Origin of the sequence: Buttiauxella sp. (genome assembly GCF_049686335.1) — a bacterium.
In the GTDB taxonomy this organism is placed as follows: domain Bacteria; phylum Pseudomonadota; class Gammaproteobacteria; order Enterobacterales; family Enterobacteriaceae; genus Buttiauxella.
The window spans coordinates 1-18,742 of sequence record NZ_JBAVHX010000030.1; the positions used below are offsets into that span (position 1 = coordinate 1).

The 18,742-nt window shown below is 51.7% G+C and carries 19 protein-coding genes and 1 riboswitch; of the genes, 10 read left to right on the forward strand and 9 right to left on the reverse strand.

Going from position 1 to position 18,742, the window contains the following annotated elements:
• Positions 1–293 precede the first annotated feature (293 nt).
• Entirely contained in the window at positions 294–1,883 is a 1,590-nt protein-coding gene (gene purH, locus WBL83_RS18110) for a bifunctional phosphoribosylaminoimidazolecarboxamide formyltransferase/IMP cyclohydrolase (protein ID WP_424590437.1), read from the forward strand.
• Between the two features lie 17 nt (positions 1,884–1,900).
• Entirely contained in the window at positions 1,901–3,193 is a 1,293-nt protein-coding gene (gene purD / locus WBL83_RS18115; RefSeq protein ID WP_424590438.1) for a phosphoribosylamine--glycine ligase, read from the forward strand.
• Positions 3,194–3,239: 46 nt separating this feature from the next.
• On the opposite strand, the gene WBL83_RS18120 is transcribed toward purD, so the two are convergent.
• The 6 genes from WBL83_RS18120 to nudC all read right to left on the reverse strand — a co-directional run bounded on the left by WBL83_RS18120 (position 3,240) and on the right by nudC (position 7,616).
• Positions 3,240–3,938, reverse strand: a complete 699-nt coding sequence (locus tag WBL83_RS18120; RefSeq protein ID WP_424590439.1) for a DUF1481 domain-containing protein — start codon at positions 3,936–3,938, stop codon at positions 3,240–3,242.
• Between the two features lie 13 nt (positions 3,939–3,951).
• On the reverse strand, positions 3,952–4,224 hold the full coding sequence (gene hupA, locus WBL83_RS18125) for a nucleoid-associated protein HU-alpha (RefSeq protein ID WP_032615913.1): 273 nt from the start codon (positions 4,222–4,224) through the stop codon (positions 3,952–3,954).
• A gap of 186 nt (positions 4,225–4,410) precedes the next feature.
• The gene (locus tag WBL83_RS18130; RefSeq protein WP_424590440.1) at positions 4,411–5,001 is read right to left on the reverse strand and encodes a YjaG family protein; all 591 of its coding nucleotides are present in this window, start codon (positions 4,999–5,001) and stop codon (positions 4,411–4,413) included.
• 43 nt (positions 5,002–5,044) lie between these two features.
• The gene (gene nfi / locus WBL83_RS18135; RefSeq protein ID WP_424590441.1) at positions 5,045–5,716 is read right to left on the reverse strand and encodes a deoxyribonuclease V; all 672 of its coding nucleotides are present in this window, start codon (positions 5,714–5,716) and stop codon (positions 5,045–5,047) included.
• A 15-nt stretch (positions 5,717–5,731) separates the two neighbouring features.
• A complete protein-coding gene (gene hemE / locus WBL83_RS18140) occupies positions 5,732–6,796 on the reverse strand; it encodes a uroporphyrinogen decarboxylase (protein ID WP_424590442.1) in 1,065 nt (354 codons plus the stop codon).
• Between the two features lie 46 nt (positions 6,797–6,842).
• Positions 6,843–7,616, reverse strand: a complete 774-nt coding sequence (nudC, locus tag WBL83_RS18145; RefSeq protein WP_424590443.1) for an NAD(+) diphosphatase — start codon at positions 7,614–7,616, stop codon at positions 6,843–6,845.
• A 154-nt stretch (positions 7,617–7,770) separates the two neighbouring features.
• Here nudC and rsd point away from each other — a divergent pair, with 154 nt between their 5' ends.
• The 7 genes from rsd to thiH all read left to right on the forward strand — a co-directional run bounded on the left by rsd (position 7,771) and on the right by thiH (position 13,945).
• Positions 7,771–8,274, forward strand: coding sequence for a sigma D regulator (rsd, locus tag WBL83_RS18150; RefSeq protein WP_424590444.1), 504 nt, complete (start codon positions 7,771–7,773; stop codon positions 8,272–8,274).
• Positions 8,275–8,367: 93 nt separating this feature from the next.
• Positions 8,368–8,477, forward strand: a riboswitch (TPP riboswitch).
• 88 nt (positions 8,478–8,565) lie between these two features.
• A complete protein-coding gene (thiC, locus tag WBL83_RS18155) occupies positions 8,566–10,467 on the forward strand; it encodes a phosphomethylpyrimidine synthase ThiC (protein WP_424590445.1) in 1,902 nt (633 codons plus the stop codon).
• Entirely contained in the window at positions 10,467–11,102 is a 636-nt protein-coding gene (gene thiE, locus WBL83_RS18160; RefSeq protein ID WP_424590457.1) for a thiamine phosphate synthase, read from the forward strand. Before thiC ends, thiE begins: the two co-directional genes overlap by 1 nt.
• Entirely contained in the window at positions 11,095–11,850 is a 756-nt protein-coding gene (locus WBL83_RS18165; RefSeq protein WP_424590446.1) for a HesA/MoeB/ThiF family protein, read from the forward strand. The genes thiE and WBL83_RS18165 overlap by 8 nt, the downstream gene beginning before the upstream one ends.
• Positions 11,834–12,034: a sulfur carrier protein ThiS gene (gene thiS, locus WBL83_RS18170; protein WP_424590447.1), complete on the forward strand. Its 201-nt coding sequence runs from the start codon at positions 11,834–11,836 to the stop codon at positions 12,032–12,034. Before WBL83_RS18165 ends, thiS begins: the two co-directional genes overlap by 17 nt.
• 1 nt (position 12,035) lies before the next feature.
• Positions 12,036–12,815, forward strand: coding sequence for a thiazole synthase (gene thiG / locus WBL83_RS18175; RefSeq protein ID WP_424590448.1), 780 nt, complete (start codon positions 12,036–12,038; stop codon positions 12,813–12,815).
• Entirely contained in the window at positions 12,815–13,945 is a 1,131-nt protein-coding gene (thiH, locus tag WBL83_RS18180) for a 2-iminoacetate synthase ThiH (protein ID WP_424590458.1), read from the forward strand. Before thiG ends, thiH begins: the two co-directional genes overlap by 1 nt.
• A 162-nt stretch (positions 13,946–14,107) precedes the next feature.
• Here thiH and WBL83_RS18185 read toward each other — a convergent pair whose 3' ends face one another.
• The gene (locus WBL83_RS18185; protein ID WP_424590449.1) at positions 14,108–15,256 is read right to left on the reverse strand and encodes an SIS domain-containing protein; all 1,149 of its coding nucleotides are present in this window, start codon (positions 15,254–15,256) and stop codon (positions 14,108–14,110) included.
• 102 nt (positions 15,257–15,358) lie between these two features.
• Between WBL83_RS18185 and WBL83_RS18190 the strand changes: the two genes are divergently transcribed.
• A complete protein-coding gene (locus WBL83_RS18190) occupies positions 15,359–16,090 on the forward strand; it encodes a GntR family transcriptional regulator (RefSeq protein WP_424590450.1) in 732 nt (243 codons plus the stop codon).
• Here WBL83_RS18190 and WBL83_RS18195 read toward each other — a convergent pair.
• Positions 16,080–17,393, reverse strand: a complete 1,314-nt coding sequence (locus WBL83_RS18195; protein WP_424590451.1) for a 6-phospho-beta-glucosidase — start codon at positions 17,391–17,393, stop codon at positions 16,080–16,082. The genes WBL83_RS18190 and WBL83_RS18195 overlap by 11 nt on opposite strands.
• The gene (locus WBL83_RS18200; protein WP_424590452.1) at positions 17,386–18,738 is read right to left on the reverse strand and encodes a PTS sugar transporter subunit IIC; all 1,353 of its coding nucleotides are present in this window, start codon (positions 18,736–18,738) and stop codon (positions 17,386–17,388) included. Before WBL83_RS18200 ends, WBL83_RS18195 begins: the two co-directional genes overlap by 8 nt.
• Between the last annotated feature and the right edge of the window lie 4 nt (positions 18,739–18,742).

Here is an 18,742-nt window from a genome sequence, read left to right on the forward strand (position 1 = left end):
TCGATGGAGGCGCATTATAGGGAGTTCTGCTGAGGCTGCAACCCCAAATATGCAGTAATTTGACTGACTGCTGCAATCCCCAGCAAAACCCCGCCTTATACGCAGTTGTGCACAAAGTTATCCACAATCGTGATGAAGACCCAAATTTTGCGAGCGCGACGCAAACGTTTTCGCTACAATGCACCCGCATTAAAAGGACGCCCCGTTTTGGGGCGTTAGCTGAGTTTTAGGGGAAATAACTAAAATTCAGCTAACGCTCTTCTATATGCGAACCAAAGCTAAGGGATCAAACCATGCAACAACGTCGTCCTGTACGCCGCGCTCTGCTCAGTGTTTCTGACAAAGCCGGTATCGTCGAATTCGCCCAGGCACTCTCCCAACGTGGTGTGGAACTGCTTTCTACAGGCGGAACCGCTCGTCTGCTGGCTGATGCTGGCCTGCCGGTAACTGAAGTCTCTGACTACACCGGCTTCCCGGAGATGATGGATGGACGCGTCAAAACCCTGCATCCAAAAGTCCACGGCGGCATTCTGGGTCGTCGCGGTCAGGATGATGCCATCATGGAACAACACGCTATCTCCCCAATCGATATGGTTGTCGTCAATCTGTATCCGTTTGCTCAAACCGTTGCCCGCGAAGGCTGCTCTCTGGAAGATGCGGTAGAGAATATTGATATCGGCGGCCCAACCATGGTGCGCTCCGCTGCGAAGAACCATAAAGATGTAGCAATCGTCGTTAAGAGCAGCGACTACCAGGCGATTATCAATGAGCTGGATGCTAACGAAGGCTCTCTGACCCTCGATACTCGTTTCGACCTGGCGATTAAGGCTTTCGAACACACCGCAGCTTACGACAGCATGATTGCCAACTACTTCGGTAGCCTGGTCCCTGCTTATCATGGTGAGAGCAAAGAAGCTTCCGGTCGTTTCCCTCGCACGCTCAACCTGAACTTCATTAAGAAGCAGGATATGCGTTACGGCGAAAACAGCCACCAGCAAGCTGCCTTCTATATAGAAGAAGAAATTAAAGAAGCCTCCGTCGCGACCGCAACGCAAGTTCAGGGCAAAGCGCTTTCTTATAACAACATTGCCGATACCGATGCGGCACTGGAATGCGTAAAAGAGTTTAGCGAACCCGCCTGCGTTATCGTGAAACATGCTAACCCTTGCGGCGTGGCTGTTAGCGATTCCTTATTAGATGCTTACGATCGTGCTTACAAAACCGATCCGACTTCCGCCTTCGGCGGCATCATCGCGTTTAACCGTGAACTGGACGCCGAAACTGCGCAGGCCATTATCTCCCGCCAGTTTGTTGAAGTGATTATTGCCCCTTCAGCCAGTGAAGAAGCGTTAAAGATTACCGCCGCGAAACAAAACGTTCGTGTACTGACTTGCGGGCAGTGGCAGCAGCGCGTTTCAGGTCTGGATTTCAAACGTGTAAATGGCGGCCTGTTGGTTCAAGACCGCGACCTGGGCATGGTGGCCGCATCCGATTTGCGCGTTGTCAGCAAACGCCAGCCTACCGAGCAAGAACTGCGTGATGCGCTGTTCTGCTGGAAAGTCGCGAAGTTCGTGAAGTCCAATGCGATTGTCTATGCCCGTGAGAATATGACTATCGGCATAGGTGCCGGCCAGATGAGCCGTGTTTACTCCGCGAAAATTGCCGGTATCAAAGCAGCCGATGAAGGTCTGGAAGTGAAAGGCTCTGCAATGGCATCCGATGCGTTCTTCCCGTTCCGCGATGGTATTGATGCCGCAGCAGCAGTTGGCGTGAGTTGTGTTATCCAGCCTGGTGGTTCGATCCGCGATGACGAAGTGATCGCCGCCGCTGACGAACACGGGATCGCGATGATCTTTACTGACATGCGCCACTTCCGCCATTAATCCTGGAGCCTCTATATATGAAAGTATTAGTGATTGGTAATGGCGGGCGCGAACACGCACTGGCCTGGAAAGCATCACAGTCACCACTAGTCCGCACGGTATTTGTCGCACCAGGCAATGCCGGTACGGCTCTGGAACCGGCATTGCAGAATGTCGCGATAAGCCCGACCGATATCCCAGCGCTGTTAAGCTTTGCGCAAAATGAGAAGGTCGACCTGACGATTGTTGGCCCGGAAGCGCCGCTTGTGATGGGTGTTGTGGATGCCTTCCGCGCAGCTGGCCTTAAAATCTTTGGCCCAACTCAGGGTGCAGCACAATTAGAAGGCTCTAAGGCTTTCACCAAAGATTTCCTGGCTCGCCATAAAATCCCAACGGCTGAATACCAGAATTTCACCGAAGTAGAGCCTGCACTGGCCTACGTCCGCGAAAAAGGCGCACCGATTGTGATTAAGGCCGATGGCCTGGCCGCTGGTAAAGGCGTCATTGTTGCGATGACGCTGGAAGAAGCGGAAAGCGCGGTAAACGATATGCTGGCGGGTAACGCATTCGGCGACGCTGGCCATCGCATCGTAGTGGAAGAGTTCCTTGATGGCGAAGAAGCCAGCTTCATCGTGATGGTCGACGGCGAAAACGTGTTGCCAATGGCCACCAGCCAGGATCATAAACGTGTTGGGAATGGCGATAGCGGCCCGAACACTGGTGGAATGGGTGCGTATTCTCCGGCTCCCGTTGTCACTGATGACGTCCACCAGCGCGCGATGGATCTGGTTATCTGGCCAACCGTGCGCGGTATGGCGGCTGAAGGGAATACCTACACCGGGTTCCTGTACGCCGGGCTGATGATCGATAAGCAAGGCAATCCAAAGGTTATCGAATTTAACTGCCGCTTCGGTGATCCAGAAACTCAGCCAATTATGTTGCGTCTGCAGTCTGACCTGGTTGAGCTGTGCCTCGCAGCATGTGACGGCAAGCTAAATGAAACAACCTCAAAGTGGGACGAGCGTCCATCACTGGGTGTCGTCATGGCGGCGGGCGGTTATCCTGCGGATTACCGTAACGGTGATGTCATTCATGGCTTGCCGTTGGAAGAAGTGGCGGATGGCAAAGTGTTCCACGCCGGAACCCGTCTGCGTGAAGATGATATGGTCGTGACCAATGGCGGACGCGTGTTATGTGTCACCGCATTAGGCGATACCGTAGCACTTGCGCAGCAGCGTGCTTATGAATTAATGAAGGATATCCACTGGGATGGCAGTTTTAGCCGCTCAGACATTGGCTATCGCGCCATTGAGCGTGAAAACACGAAGTAGTACCTGAAGTGTTCTGAAAGACCGCCCTCGTGGCGGTTTTTTTTATCTAGAATGTCGCGGGCTTCGGCTGCCAGCTACAGAAGTCCTGGTTCGCCACCAGTAACAGCTGAGAACCTTCCGGTGCTTCAAGCCACGCAATGCTGACATCCATCGATGAATGGCGTTGTCGATTCGTAATATGGCTGAGCGCCACGCTGTCGAGTTTAGGTTCGAAAGTCTCACCTTCGCAGGTCGTCACGGTGCCATTGCTGTGCCAGCGCCCTTGTCGCAACACAACACGACCAATACGCAATGCTTCGCTTGTCGCTTTCGTCTGGCTCGCCTGATATTGGTACAAGGCGATTTGGTCATTGGAGAGTTGCTGCTTTTGGCCGTCTACTTCGCGCTGCATAAAGCTCAGTTCGCCGTGATCGTCAAAACGCACTTTTATGTGCTCTGACGGTTCACTCATAATCGTCATTTCAATGGAAATAAGTTGTTCGCCCAGCCACCGATAATCACTGGTGGTGGTTGCACCCTTCTGCCTCGGGCTGAACGCCGTAAGCATATGAATACTGTCGTCGTCGCTATTGTCTTTACGCCAGATACGTACAACACCCTGATCGGCAATATAACCGCTCGCGGTAAATGGCGGGATCGGAGGCTTGCTGCTGCATGCCATTAACAGCAATGTGCCTGTCAGAGCAGCCAGAGGACGCCAGACAAACAAAAGGGGCGAAAACGCCCCCCTGCTAAAACTGTTCACTGACACTCGTTAATTACTTAACAGCGTCTTTCAGTGCTTTGCCTGAAACAAATGCCGGCACGTTAGCTGCGGCGATTTTGATTTCATTACCGGTCTGTGGGTTGCGGCCAGTGCGCTCAGCACGGTGGTTTACCTTGAAGGTACCGAAACCAACCAGTTGTACAGCATCACCTTCTTTCAGAGACTCAGTAATTGCAGCCAGAGTGGATTCCAAAGCAGCTTTAGCCTGTACTTTAGACAGGTCAGCCTTGTCAGCAATTACATCAATCAGTTGAGTCTTGTTCATAAGTTATCCTTACAATGTGTTTATCGCTTGCTAAGCATCGAGTGCGACGGAAATGCCAAAAAAGCACTCTCCTGCATACACGCACCGATAGCCACTATTTTTCGCCCCACAAATGTAGACCAGACGGGGGGCTAATTGGAAGCCTTCAGGGGTGACAATTCGGACTGTAAGTCACGTTTTGCTGTCTTACTGCTGAAAAATTATACCAATATTGCTGCTACCCGCCTCGCGCAAGTCCGCACGGAGCCCTTTGATCAACTCAATATCGCGTTCTTCGCAGTCAGCCAGCAGGCGGAAAATCTCCCACTGAATGTCCCATTCTTCTTCCACAGCCGGGTTTTCTCGCAGCTCTTCATCGGTCATTTCACGACCAGCCTGCGTCATTTCTAACATCGCAACGGTGGTAATGGATGCCTTGCTAACTTCAATGGCGTGTTCCAGAGTTTCCCCAGAAAGACGTGAGTGAAGTAATTCGCTTAACGCAACGCACGCATCGATAGCCGGGTAGACACCGTACAGATCATAGTCGTCAGCAACCGGAATGCCTTCTTCAAATTTCTCGAGTTGGCTATCAAAGTTAACTTTCGCATCTTTGACCGTTAATGTTTCCCAAATCAAATCGAGAATACGGCGATACAGTTGAGGATCACCAAATTCAGTCTGCTGGCAGAACATGGCGTAATTCGGGTACATACGTTCGCATAAAGAAGCCATGAAAGTGACATGCTGCCAGCTTTCCAGTTTCTCAAGACGCAGATGGATTGGGTTTTGTAACATAGCGATGTCTCAAAGACGGAATATTAGCGGCAGTTTACCTTAATCACCCCTGAATTGCTTGCCACCGAGTGAAAGCCGGACGCCCCGAAGCCACGGCATCAGCCCAGCGAGTCGGCTCTGGTAAACGATAGCCCCTCAGACAGCGATTGACCCATAGCAACGCACTCTCCCGGCTCACACGATGACCTGTAGAGATAAATAGCGGATTGCAGCGCTTCTTGCTGCGCAGCACCGTTGCAAGGATTTCCCCTTTATCAATCAGCAGATGGCATGCGCCGGGTTCTTCAGGCAAAGGGTCGAATCGTCCACACAACCGTTTTTTGGCGACGCCAATGGTTGGCACGTCCACCAGCAAGCCAAAATGGCTGGCCACACCTAAACGTCGTGGATGCGAAATGCCATGCCCATCCACGAACAACAAATCAGGTTTTTGCGACAACAATTGCCATGCGGCTAACAGCGCGGGATATTCACGAAAGGACAGGAATCCTGGGATATAAGGCATGGTGGTCGCAACACGCGCCACCTGATACTCAACCAGCTCGAGGGAAGGATATGCCAACAGCACGATGGCGGCACGTGTAACATCACCGCCCTGCTCAAAGCCAACGTCAGCCCCGGCGATTAACCGGGGAGGGTTTTGATCAAAGCGATCGTCACGACACACCTGTGAAGCCAATTCGATCTGTTGTTCACGTAGGCTTGCGAGATCCATTCCCTCTCCTGAAGGTTATTGGTGATACGGTTTCGACAAACGATGCACCGCTTCCACAAACGCACCGGCATGTTCTGGCGGAACATCCTGGTGAATCCCGTGGCCAAGGTTAAAGACATGACCTTCGCCTTTGCCAAATCCGGCCAGAATCGATGCAACTTCCTCTTCGATTCGTGCAGGAGCCGCATAAAGCATTGATGGATCCATATTGCCCTGGAGTGCGACTTTATGGCCTACACGACGACGCGCGTCGGCAATGTCGGTTGTCCAGTCAAGTCCCAGCGCATCACAGCCGGTTTCAGCCATCGCTTCAAGCCACTGCCCGCCGCCTTTGGTAAACAGAGTCACCGGAACACGACGGCCTTCGTTTTCTCGCAGCAGGCCATCAATAATTTTATGCATGTAGTAGAGCGAGAACTGCTGATAGTCACGCCCGGTCAGCACGCCGCCCCAGGTATCGAAAATCATGACCGATTGCGCGCCCGCTTTGATTTGCGCATTCAGGTACAGCGTGACGCTTTGAGCCAGCTTATCGAGCAGCAGATGCAGCGCTTGAGGATCGGCATACATCATCTTTTTGATAACAGTAAACGCTTTGCTACTGCCACCCTCGATCATGTAAGTCGCCAGCGTCCACGGGCTGCCAGTAAAACCAATCAACGGTACTTCGCCTTTCAGCTCACGGCGAATGGTGCGCACCGCATTCATCACATATCCCAGTTCATCTTCCGGGTCAGGAATAGGCAGCTTTTCAACATCGGCGCGGCAGGTGACAGGCGAGCGAAAACGTGGGCCTTCGCCAGCTTCAAAGTAAAGACCCAGACCCATGGCATCGGGCACGGTAAGAATGTCGGAGAAGAGGATTGCCGCATCCAGCGGATAACGACGCAGCGGTTGTAGAGTCACTTCACAAGCCAACTCCGCATTCTTGCACAGTGACATAAAATCACCGGCCTGCGCACGGGTCGCTTTGTATTCTGGCAAGTAACGACCTGCCTGCCTCATCATCCATACTGGCGTGGTATCTACAGGCTGGCGTTGCAGCGCCCGCAGGTAACGGTCGTTCTTCAGTTCAGTCATGTTAAATTTCCTTTGGCTGTAACTCTAAATTCATTCCGCCAGTTTATCACTCATACTCTGCACGACACAGGGCGACGGTATCTTCAATCAAACGGCGCGCTACGGTGCCTGGTGGCGGCAGTAACGGTAATTGGTCGTAGCGATACCAACCCGCATCGAGTAACTCTTTCGGGTCGATTTGTATCTCGCCACTGTGATATTCCGCCATGAATGCGGTCATCAGAGATTGCGGGAACGGCCAGGGCTGCGAAGTCACATAGCGCAAATTTTTCACGCGAATACTGCTCTCTTCCATCACTTCACGCGCCACGGCTTGTTCGAGGGTTTCCCCGACTTCGACAAACCCGGCCAGTACGGTATAAATGCCACCGCGATGGCGTGTGTGTTGGGCAAGCAGGATATGGTCATCGCGGCGGATCGCCACAATGATGCACGGTGAAATTTGGGGATAATAGCGTTCACGGCAATGGTTACACAGCATCGCCCATTCGGAATTGCTGACATACATTTCATGCCCGCAGTAGCCGCAGAATTTGTGCGAACGATAGAACTCAGCCAACTGCACACCGCGACCGGCAAGCTGGAACAATCCCACATCCTGGTCGATCACCTGGCGCACGGAACCCATATCTGCCCGGCGATTTTGTCGCACAAGCCATACCGGTTCATTTTCCCACTCACCAATGGGCATCCCCACGGCGCCATCGAGCTGGAAATCTTGAGCCACTCCGTGAGGAAGCTCACCTTTTGGCAACCACAGTTTTTGTTCATGACTGACGATAAACCAGCCCTGATCTAACTTTTGAATCACACGTTCCATAACCTGGTGCACATCCCCGAGTTCGCTGGTATAAACAAATGGTCTTAACAATTTTGGGTACGTTTGCGTTACATTTTCACTCTACATATTCCGAGTTGCAGGGCCGTTGGCTGCAGTCAGAAGTATGACGAGTATATAACTCACGGAGTCAATCATGCTTAACCAGTTAGAGAATCTGACTGAGCGCGTTGGTGGTAGTAATGAGTTAATCGACCAATGGCTCCTTGCCCGCAAACAATTATTGGTGGCTTATTACAATATGGTTGGGATCAAGCCTAACAAGGAATCCCATACTGCGCTCAATGAAAAGGCGTTGGATAATTTTTGCCACAACCTGGTGGATTATCTGTCTGCAGGCCATTTCAATATTTATGAACGTATTATCAGTGAAATGGAAGGCAGCAGCCCACTTTTAGCTGCCACTCATCTTTACCCACAGCTGGAAGCCAACACCCAGCAGATCATGGATTTTTACGATACGCATCTCGAAAGCGCTATCGATCATGATAACTATATTGAGTTCCAGAATGCGTTATCTGGCATCGGTGAAGCGCTGGAATCACGTTTTTCACTGGAAGATAAACTCATTCAGTTGGCGTACGACCACGATTTAAATGACAGTGCTAACGATACAGGCAACCTTGCACGCCCCGCTTGAGTTCTGCGCTGTTAACGAGTAGGTTACATCTTTCCTGAATAATTCAGATCTCAGCCTGGCACCCATGCCGCTGGGGCGTGAAGGATGCAGGAAATCTTCTTGTCGGAGTGCCGAGTGCGCAAGCACCGGCTGAGACCGTTAATTCGGGATCCGCGGAACCTGATCAGGCTAATACCTGCGAAGGGAACAAGAGTAATTCTGCTTTTGGGTTCACCCGTGCGCGGGCGGTCCACATTCATTACTCCTCCGTTGTTCTGACAAGCCACTTCCTGATTACGACTGGAATGAGCTATGTCTACTACTGAAAAAAAACTCAACCGCCGCGAGCAACGCGCCGCAGCCCAGCATTTTATCAATACGCTGGAAGGCACCGCTTTTCCCAATTCTCAACGTATTTATCTCACCGGCTCTCGCGATGATATTCGCGTACCCATGCGTGAAATTCAGTTGAGCCCGACCGCGACCGGCCCCAGTAAAGAAAATCCACAATTCACGCCTAACGATGCCATCCCCGTTTATGACACCTCTGGCGCTTATGGCGATCCGGCTATCAGCATCGACGTGCTGCGTGGGCTTTCCCCCCTGCGCGCCACCTGGATAACAGAGCGTGATGACTGTGAAATCCTGACCGATCGCAGCTCGGCATACACCAAAGAGCGTCTGGCCGATGATGGCCTGGATGAATTGCGCTTTGAAACACAGCTCACGCCACGACGCGCAAAAAGCGGGAAAGTCGTCACCCAACTGCATTACGCACGTAAAGGGATAGTGACGCCGGAAATGGAGTTCATCGCGATTCGTGAAAATATGGGACGCGAGCGGATCCGTGATGAAGTGTTACGCCACCAGCATCCGGGTCAGGGTTTCGGGGCTCGCCTGCCAGAAAATATCACTGCTGAATTTGTACGTGACGAAGTCGCGGCAGGACGCGCGATTATCCCGGCTAACATTAATCACCCGGAATCCGAACCGATGATTATCGGGCGTAATTTCCTGGTCAAAGTGAACGCCAATATAGGTAACTCGGCGGTCACCTCTTCCATCGAAGAAGAGGTAGAAAAACTGGTCTGGTCAACGCGCTGGGGCGCGGACACGGTCATGGACCTTTCCACGGGCCGTTATATCCACGAAACCCGCGAATGGATTTTACGTAACAGCCCGGTACCGATTGGAACCGTGCCAATCTACCAGGCGCTGGAAAAAGTAAACGGCATCGCCGAAGACCTGACCTGGGAAATGTTCCGCGACACTCTGCTGGAGCAAGCCGAGCAAGGCGTGGACTACTTCACCATTCACGCCGGCGTGTTGCTGCGCTATGTTCCGATGACGGCGAAACGCCTCACGGGAATTGTCTCGCGCGGCGGCTCGATTATGGCGAAATGGTGCCTGTCACATCATCAGGAAAATTTCCTGTATGAGCATTTCCGCGAAATCTGCGAAATCTGCGCGGCTTACGACGTTTCACTCTCTTTAGGCGATGGCCTGCGCCCGGGTTCGATTCAGGATGCTAACGATGAAGCACAATTCTCCGAGCTGCATACGCTGGGTGAACTGACCAAAATTGCCTGGGAGTATGATGTCCAGGTGATGATCGAAGGGCCTGGGCATGTGCCGATGCAGATGATTCGCCGCAACATGACCGAAGAGCTCGAGCATTGCCACGAAGCGCCATTTTATACACTTGGGCCACTCACGACCGATATTGCACCGGGTTACGACCACTTCACTTCAGGTATTGGCGCGGCAATGATCGGCTGGTTTGGCTGCGCGATGCTGTGTTACGTCACGCCGAAAGAGCATCTCGGTCTGCCGAACAAAGAAGATGTTAAGCAAGGGCTGATTACTTACAAAATTGCGGCCCATGCCGCAGACCTTGCTAAAGGCCATCCTGGTGCGCAGATCCGCGATAACGCCATGTCAAAAGCGCGCTTCGAATTCCGTTGGGAAGATCAGTTTAACCTGGCGCTCGATCCCTTCACTGCTCGCGCTTATCACGATGAAACTCTGCCGCAGGAATCCGGCAAAGTCGCGCACTTCTGCTCAATGTGTGGGCCAAAATTCTGCTCAATGAAAATCTCCCAGGAAGTGCGCGATTTCGCCGCCAGACAAGCCATTGAAGTCGGTATGGAGGATATGTCCCAGTCGTTCCGCGCCAAAGGTGGCGAAATTTACCTGCGCCAGGAGGAAGTGTGATGAACCCATCAGCATTTCCCCCCGTTCCACAACGGCTGGGCTTGTATCCGGTAGTTGATAGCGTCGAGTGGATTGAACGCCTGGTCGAAGCGGGTGTGCGAACCATTCAGCTACGCATCAAAGACAAGCATGATGAAAAGGTCGAAGCTGACATTGCAGCAGCCATCGCCATTGGCCGGCGATATGAAGCACGCTTGTTTATCAATGATTACTGGAAGCTTGCGATAAAGCACCGCGCTTACGGCGTGCATTTGGGTCAGGAAGATATGGATGTAGCAAATCTGGATGCCATACGCGATGCGGGTTTGCGCCTCGGGCTCTCCACGCATGACAACATGGAAATGGACCGCGCCCTCGGGGCGCATCCTTCCTACATCGCTCTTGGCCATGTATTTCCCACGAATACCAAACAGATGCCCTCTTCCCCGCAAGGGCTAACCCAGCTTGCGAAACACATCAAAACGCTGGGCGATTACCCCACCGTAGCGATTGGCGGGATTAGCCTTGAACGCGTTCCTGCGGTGCTCGCAACCGGCGTTGGAAGTGTTGCCGTGGTTAGTGCGATTACGCAAGCCGCAGACTGGCGAGCCGCCACCGCTCAGTTATTGTCACTGGTGGGGGCTGGCGATGAATGATAACGATTTCATGCGTTACAGCCGCCAGTTGCTGCTCGAAGATATCGCACTCGAAGGGCAGCAAAAGCTACTCGCCAGTAAAGTGTTGATAGTCGGACTCGGTGGCTTAGGTTCCCCGGCGGCGCTGTATCTGGCTGCGGCTGGCGTTGGCACATTGATTCTTGCAGACGATGACAATGTGCATATCAGTAACTTACAACGCCAGATTTTGTTTACCTCACATGATCTCGACCAGCCTAAGTCGCGGGCTGCCCAGCGCCATCTTCAGCAACTCAATCCTGATATCGATCTGCGAATCATCAGTGAACGTCTTGAAGGGGAATTGCTGGGTCGGGCGGTCAACAACGCCGATCTGGTTCTCGATTGCAGTGACAACATGGCGACGCGCCAGGCCGTAAACGCGGCTTGCGTCACCCAAAGCAAACCGCTCATTTCCGCCAGCGCGGTAGGATTTGGCGGGCAACTCATGGTTTTAACGCCACCCTGGGACAACGGCTGTTATCGCTGTGTCTGGACTGATGAACATGAACCAGAACGTAACTGCCGGACCGCTGGGATTATCGGCCCAGTGGTCGGTGTGATGGGCACATTGCAGGCACTTGAGGCTATAAAAATGCTTAGCGGCATGGCTCCAGCGACCGGGGCTTTACGCCTGTTTGATGCCCGTCAACACAGCTGGCGCGCCCTAACAATGCAAAAGGCCAAAGATTGCCCGGTTTGCGGAGGGCACAATGCGCATTCAGTTTAATGATGAACCGATGGAATGCCCGGATAACCTGACGCTGGCCAATCTCCTCACGCAACTGTGCCTGATAAAACCAGGGATCGCGCTTGCCATCAATCACACCATCGTTGCGCGTGAACAATGGGAAGCACATTTGCTGCATGAGGGTGACCAGATCTTACTTTTTCAGGCCATTGCCGGGGGTTAATATGCTAAAGATTGCTGATAAAACTTTCTCATCCCGCCTGTTCACGGGCACGGGAAAATTCGCCTCACCCGAGATCATGGTCGATGCGATTCGCGCCTCGGGTTCTCAATTAGTAACCATGGCGATGAAACGTGTCGATTTACGTCATCATAACGATGCTATTCTCACGCCGCTCCTCGAATCTGGTGTGCAATTACTGCCTAACACTTCCGGCGCCAAAACAGCTGAAGAAGCGATTTTTGCCGCGCAACTGGCGCGTGAAGCACTCGGTACAAACTGGCTGAAACTGGAGATCCATCCGGATGCTCGCTATCTGTTACCTGACCCGATCGAAACGCTAAAAGCAGCAGAGAAGCTCGTCAAACTGGGCTTTGTCGTTCTGCCTTATTGCGGTGCCGATCCCGTTTTGTGCAAACGGCTTGAAGAAGCTGGATGTGCGGCGGTCATGCCGCTAGGTGCGCCCATTGGTTCCAATCAGGGCTTACAGACCCGGGCGTTTTTGGAAATCATTATCGACCAGGCCCAGGTACCGGTGGTAGTCGATGCGGGAATTGGCGCGCCGAGCCATGCGGCACAAGCGCTGGAAATGGGGGCTAGTGCAGTGCTGGTCAATACGGCGATAGCGGTGGCGCGCAGTCCCGTGCAGATGGCGCAGGCATTCCGTTTAGCCGTTGAAGCCGGAACACTCGCGTTTCAGTCTGGTTTGGGGGCTCGCCACCAGCAGGCTCAAGCGTCCAGCCCATTGACTGATTTCCTGCAGTTTAGCCAGGAGGGTGCGTGATGGCCCAAACCTTCACTGATCGCTGGCGTGAACTGGACTGGGATGACATCACGTTACGTATCAACAGCAAAACGCCGCTGGATGTGGAGCGAGCGTTGAACACGCGCAAAATCACCCGCGATGACCTGATGGCCCTGCTTTCTCCTGCAGCCAGCCATTATCTGGAACCTCTCGCACAACAGGCACAACAAATAACTCGCCAGCGCTTTGGCAATACCGTGAGTTTTTACGTGCCGCTTTATCTCTCGAATCTGTGTGCCAACGACTGCACGTACTGTGGTTTTTCGATGAGTAACAAACTCAAACGTAAAACTCTGGATCAGCAAGAAATAGCACGAGAGTGCGAGGCGATTCGCAAATTGGGCTTTGAGCATTTGCTGCTGGTGACCGGGGAGCACCAGACCAAAGTGGGAATGGAGTATTTCCGTCAGCATCTCCCGGCGATTCGCGACAAGTTCAGCTCGCTGCAAATGGAAGTGCAGCCGCTGGAAGAACTGGAGTATGCCGAGCTGAAAACGCTTGGGCTGGATGGCGTGATGGTTTATCAGGAAACCTACCATCAGGCGGTATACGCCCGGCACCATTTACGCGGTAACAAGCAGGATTTCTTCTGGCGCCTGGAAACACCGGACAGGCTTGGCCGTGCCGGGATAGATAAAATCGGCCTTGGTGCGTTGATTGGATTGTCGGACAGTTGGCGCACAGACTGTTTTATGGTGGCTGAACACTTGCTGTGGTTACAGAAAAACTACTGGCAAAGCCGCTATTCGATTTCGTTTCCACGTTTGCGGCCGTGTACGGGAGGCGTTGAACCCGCATCAATCATGACGGAAAGCCAACTCGTGCAGGTGATATGCGCCTTTCGCCTGCTGTCGCATGATGTGGAGCTTTCGCTTTCGACGCGCGAATCCCCGTGGTTCCGTGACCATATGATTCCGCTCGCCATTAATAACGTCAGCGCATTCTCCAAAACTCAGCCTGGCGGCTATGCCGATAACCATCCGGAGCTTGAACAATTTGCGCCGCATGACGGACGAACACCGACGGAAGTCGCAGCCGCGTTAACACGTTCTGGCTTACAACCTGTCTGGAAGGATTGGGATCGTTTTCTGGGAAGAACTTCGCACTAGCGATGCAATTTTGCAGGCCAGGAAAAAGAGTTTACGGGGTATCCCGAAGAGCATTTGAAACATCGTTGCTGCGATGATTTCGGAAGAATATTGTCTCCCTTGTCGGATTCCGAACCCGACTGGGGCGGCAACTTCCCTTCTCATTGCCGCCCCACCTTCGGACTAATAAACGGTAACTTTGGCGACCTTCGCCACTTTACCATCACTGGAAGGGGTATCGGGAGTCACGCCCAATTCAATAGCACTATAGAGCCCGGCCAATTGCGCAAAAACCACATAGATTAAGGCAGCCCAGGATTCGTGAAAATCCGCAAGCTCCGGAGCGTTAAAATGAAAATAACGATCTCCGGGTGTAGATCCATCAGGGGGCAAAGCATCATGACCTATTGCAATCACTTGAGCCGCAGCGCTGCGCTCTCGCGTCAGTTCAGCCATCATATCGCTGTCATAGCGGCGAGTTTCAGGACATGCGGCAAGATAACCAATGATGGTCGCATCACGATTAATGATCAATTTCGGGCCGTGCCGGAACTCCAGCATTGAATGCCATGCAGTCATCACCTTGCCGTTACCCATCTCCAGTAATTTGAGGCTGGTTTCACAAGCAATGGCTTTGAGCGATAAAGAGCCCACAGCAACGATATTATTACGTGACTCTGCCGCCCACTGCTCAATATCAGCAGCATAGTGAGTCAAAAAGTGGTTCATGCCACGCTGCAAAACGGGTAGCACTTTTTCAGCTTCAGCCCAACCAACTGGAGCCACCAGCAACATCAGATACCATAGGGGAACGGTAAACTCAGAGGTGGCGGCAAAACTGCCGTTCGAGGTGCCTTCTGGTACCGGTATAAATAGCCCTTCAGGATGCTGTTCGGCAAGTTGTGCAAGACGGCTATTGGCGTTGTTCGTCACCGCAAGATGGCGGATGTTCGGATATGTGCTGAGGGCTTGTTCCACCACCTTTACGGTTTCCGGTGTATTACCTGAACTGCTTACGGAAACAAGCACACAGTTCTCCTGAATGATTTCAGGCATAAGTACCAGATCAGTTGCCGGAATCACGTCAATTGGGTTAGGTATTACGCTACGTAACCAGTTAACGCCTGCCTGGGCTGCCAGCACAGACGAACCGGCACCCGTTATCAAAATGCGCATGCCGGCGTCACTTTTACCCCAGAAAGCTTCAATCTCGGGCTGACGCGCTTTTATTCTTTCGAGACCTTCTTGCCATAAACGAGGCTGAGCAACAATTGCCTCGACGGTTAAACTGGCTCCCTTTTGCTGCCAGTACGCTTGATTATGATTTAACATGTTTATTTTCCACCTGTTATGGAGCTTGCGCTGCGTCGGAAAAGTGCTTTAGCATGCCGACTTGCTCGCTTTTTCCTTACCAATAACCCTATCGGGGGAACCATGAAACCGGTATATATCCTTATTCGCGATACGCTCAAGCGCGATATTCAGAACCTTAAATACCCGGTTGGCTCCCTGATCCCTTCTGAACGTGAGCTGGCTGAAACGTACCAGGTCACACGTGCCACAGTGCAAAAAGCCATCGCTCAAATGGAGCAGGAAGGCCTGGTTAAAAAGGTGGTCGGCAAAGGTACCTACGTAAGCAGAGCCTTTGCTCCACCGGTGTATCTTCTCAACCCTGATGGAGAGAGCAGCGCTCTGGGCGTCACCAAAGAACTGAGCGGTAAAGTCACTATCACCAGCCGCCTGATTTACCATGTCCAGCAACCTGCGGGTGACTATCTCGCAAACCAATTTAGTGTTTCCGCTACCGAACCCGTTCACGCCATCCGTCGCGTTCGTTTGTTTGATGGCGTGCCCGTATTGGTCGAGGACAGCTACATTCCATTAGCGATTGTCGATGTCATTGACGACGACGTTCTGCAAAACCACTCGCTTTACGCCTTCATCGAAGAGAAGTGCCAACAAAAAATGGGCGGTACCGATTCTGTTGTTGGAGCCAGCCTGTTCGATGACGTCATGGCGGCATTACTCGACGTCCCGGTTAACTCACCGATGCTGCACATCAAAGAAAGCACCTGGCTTGAGGACGGCACGGTTTTTAACTACTCCTGGAGCTACAACCGTGGCGACCTCTTCAGAATGCGCAGCCGAAAAATCCTTATTCCTTAAAGAATTGCGGTAGATATTCACGGTGTGCTTCGAGCAATTCATCAAGCACGACTTTTGCCACTTTGCCTGACGGCACAAGTGGATTCAGCGTCAGCGCTTGCAAAGCTGCACCGTAATCACCCGTAACCGCTGCCTCTACTGCCATTTCTTCCCACGACTTCATTAATGACACCAACCCAGAAACGGTGGCTGGCAACGGATCGTTATTAAGAGGAATGGCACCATAGCGCCCAATAACACAGGTCGTTTCAATGGCGACGTTATCCGGGAGTGAACGAATCGCCCCGTTGTTACGTACGTTGACCGTCATCAGGAGATTTTTGTCGTTATAGATGGCGCTGATTAGCTCGCAGGCTGCTTCAGAGTAATAAGCTCCACCGCGCTGCTCTAACTGTTTTGGCTTTTCATGCAAATGTGGGTTTCGATAGAGTTCGAATAACTCATGTTCTACCGCTTGCACCACTTCCCCGCGCGTTCCATGTTCTTCAAATTCCTGAAGCTGCGTTTCCAGCACATCACTGGTGGCGTAGTAATACTGATGGTACGGACAAGGGATCACACCAAGATGCTGGATTTGTTCCTGAAGCCACGGAATATCCGGGATATTTTTCGGTTTGTGTTCACTGTCATATTTGAGATTTTTCAGCACGTCTGGCATGACATCTTTGCCGTCCATGTAGACGTGGGTGCCGTAAAGAAAATGGTTTAAGCCAACGAGTTGCAGCAGGAAGCGAGATTTATCCACACCGAGAATTTCGGCCACCATGCGCTGCATTGACTGTGAAAGATTACATAAGCCAACACATTTGATTTTGCTGTGCTTAATAACCGCTTCGGTCACGATGCCGCTTGGATTGGTGAAGTTAATCAGCCACGCATCCGGACACAGTTCTTCCATGTCGCGACAGATATCCAGAATAACCGGAATGGTGCGCAGGGCTTTTGCCAGACCACCTGCTCCGTTAGTCTCCTGCCCAATCAGCCCGTGTGACAACGGAATGCGTTCGTCTTTAATTCGTGCATCGAGCTGCCCAACACGCAACTGGGTGGTGACAAAATCTGCATCTTTGAGCGCTTCACGCCTGTCGAGTGTGAGATGTACCTGGCAGTCGATGCCAGCGGCCTCAACCATGCGTTTTGCCAGGTTTCCAACAATTTCGAGCTTTTCGCGTCCGGCGTCTACGTCCACGAGCCAGATTTCTTTAATCGGCATTTCTGCATAGCGTTGGATAAAACCTTCGATAATCTCTGGCGTATATGAACTGCCGCCACCGATGGTCACTATCTTTAATTTATTATTCATTACGTAATCCTTCTTTATATTCCAGGACTATTTCATCCTCGTTAACGATATTTTCTTCCAGCTCGTTTTCTTCTCGCAGATACTGTTTATCAAGCGTCATAACGAACGGATAATAAATTGTCATCGCGACAGTGAGGTTAATGGCCTGGAACAGCATGCCTTTCCAGCCGCAGATTAAAAAACCGCTGATGAAAATAGGTGTAGTCCAGGGAATTTCCAGACCGGATGTCAAGGGCAGCCAGCCAAAAGCCATGGCGCTATAGGTTATTACGCAAAGTACAACCGGAACGATGATAAAAGGGATAAACAACAGCGGGTTCAGGGCAATGGGAACGCCAAATATAATTGGCTCATTAATATTAAAAATGGCAGCTGGAGAGGCAAGCTTGGCGATTTCACGCATGCGTTTGCTCTTCGCACGGAACAACATCACCAGGAGCATCGCAAGAGTAAAACCAGTTCCGCCGCAAATTAAGAATACATCGCGGAACTGCTGGGTAATGATGTTGACTGGCGGCAGCCCTTGTTTCATTGCCTGCATGTTTTCAAGTGTTAATGAACGCCAGATTGGCCCCATGATGGCAGTCACGATAGAGTCGCCATGCAGGCCGAAAAACCAGAAGAAGCTGACAAAGAACTCAGCAACCATCTGCGATGGTAGCGTGTTACCAAGATGCATCATCGGGGCTTGCAGCACTTTGAAAATCATCTCCTGGGCCGTACCAAACGGTGTGATTTCAAAGACCAGACGAAGCAGCCAGAAGATAACAACAATCAAAAATGACGGAATAAGTGAACTGAAGCTATTGGCTACCGCTGGCGGAACGCTGTCCGGCATTGAAATCATCAGCCGTGGATGGTTGAACAATCTGTAGAGCCGGACCGCCACCAGCGTGACAATTAAAGACAGGAAAAGTCCCTGCGCACCAAGCGCAAAGGTCGGAATGACATCCGTGATTGCGCCGCCATTTTCTTGTGGCATTCTGAACGGCGTGACAATTAAAAAAGCCACCAGTGAAATTAACACACAGGATATTTCATTTAACTGCCAGCGCTTTGCGAGGCTGATACTGGTACTGACCACCACCAGCAATGCCATCACAGAATAAGTGGCATCAAGAATATAATTCAGTTGCCCAATAAAATGTTCACCGAAAATTCGAATAATAAATTCGCTATATCCCGGAATAGGTAAATTGGCTATCAACAAAAAGAAAGAGCCAATAATCAGGAACGGCATAATGCGGATAAAGCCATCTTTAATCGCCGATAGGTAGTCATTCCCTTCGATCTTCATTGCGAGAGGCAATATTTTCCTTTCCATAAATGCAGTGAAATTGTTCATTTTT

Coding starts and splice junctions, on each gene's coding strand:
- purH (WP_424590437.1), top strand. CDS start 294: ATGCAACAACGTCGTCCTGTACGCCGCGCTCTGCTCAGTGTTTCTGAC.
- purD (WP_424590438.1), top strand. CDS start 1,901: ATGAAAGTATTAGTGATTGGTAATGGCGGGCGCGAACACGCACTGGCC.
- hupA (WP_032615913.1), bottom strand. CDS start 4,224: ATGAACAAGACTCAACTGATTGATGTAATTGCTGACAAGGCTGACCTG.
- WBL83_RS18130 (WP_424590440.1), bottom strand. CDS start 5,001: ATGTTACAAAACCCAATCCATCTGCGTCTTGAGAAACTGGAAAGCTGG.
- nfi (WP_424590441.1), bottom strand. CDS start 5,716: ATGGATCTCGCAAGCCTACGTGAACAACAGATCGAATTGGCTTCACAG.
- hemE (WP_424590442.1), bottom strand. CDS start 6,796: ATGACTGAACTGAAGAACGACCGTTACCTGCGGGCGCTGCAACGCCAG.
- nudC (WP_424590443.1), bottom strand. CDS start 7,616: ATGGAACGTGTGATTCAAAAGTTAGATCAGGGCTGGTTTATCGTCAGT.
- rsd (WP_424590444.1), top strand. CDS start 7,771: ATGCTTAACCAGTTAGAGAATCTGACTGAGCGCGTTGGTGGTAGTAAT.
- thiC (WP_424590445.1), top strand. CDS start 8,566: ATGTCTACTACTGAAAAAAAACTCAACCGCCGCGAGCAACGCGCCGCA.
- thiE (WP_424590457.1), top strand. CDS start 10,467: ATGAACCCATCAGCATTTCCCCCCGTTCCACAACGGCTGGGCTTGTAT.
- WBL83_RS18165 (WP_424590446.1), top strand. CDS start 11,095: ATGAATGATAACGATTTCATGCGTTACAGCCGCCAGTTGCTGCTCGAA.
- thiS (WP_424590447.1), top strand. CDS start 11,834: ATGCGCATTCAGTTTAATGATGAACCGATGGAATGCCCGGATAACCTG.
- thiG (WP_424590448.1), top strand. CDS start 12,036: ATGCTAAAGATTGCTGATAAAACTTTCTCATCCCGCCTGTTCACGGGC.
- thiH (WP_424590458.1), top strand. CDS start 12,815: ATGGCCCAAACCTTCACTGATCGCTGGCGTGAACTGGACTGGGATGAC.
- WBL83_RS18185 (WP_424590449.1), bottom strand. CDS start 15,256: ATGTTAAATCATAATCAAGCGTACTGGCAGCAAAAGGGAGCCAGTTTA.
- WBL83_RS18190 (WP_424590450.1), top strand. CDS start 15,359: ATGAAACCGGTATATATCCTTATTCGCGATACGCTCAAGCGCGATATT.
- WBL83_RS18195 (WP_424590451.1), bottom strand. CDS start 17,393: ATGAATAATAAATTAAAGATAGTGACCATCGGTGGCGGCAGTTCATAT.
- WBL83_RS18200 (WP_424590452.1), bottom strand. CDS start 18,738: ATGAACAATTTCACTGCATTTATGGAAAGGAAAATATTGCCTCTCGCA.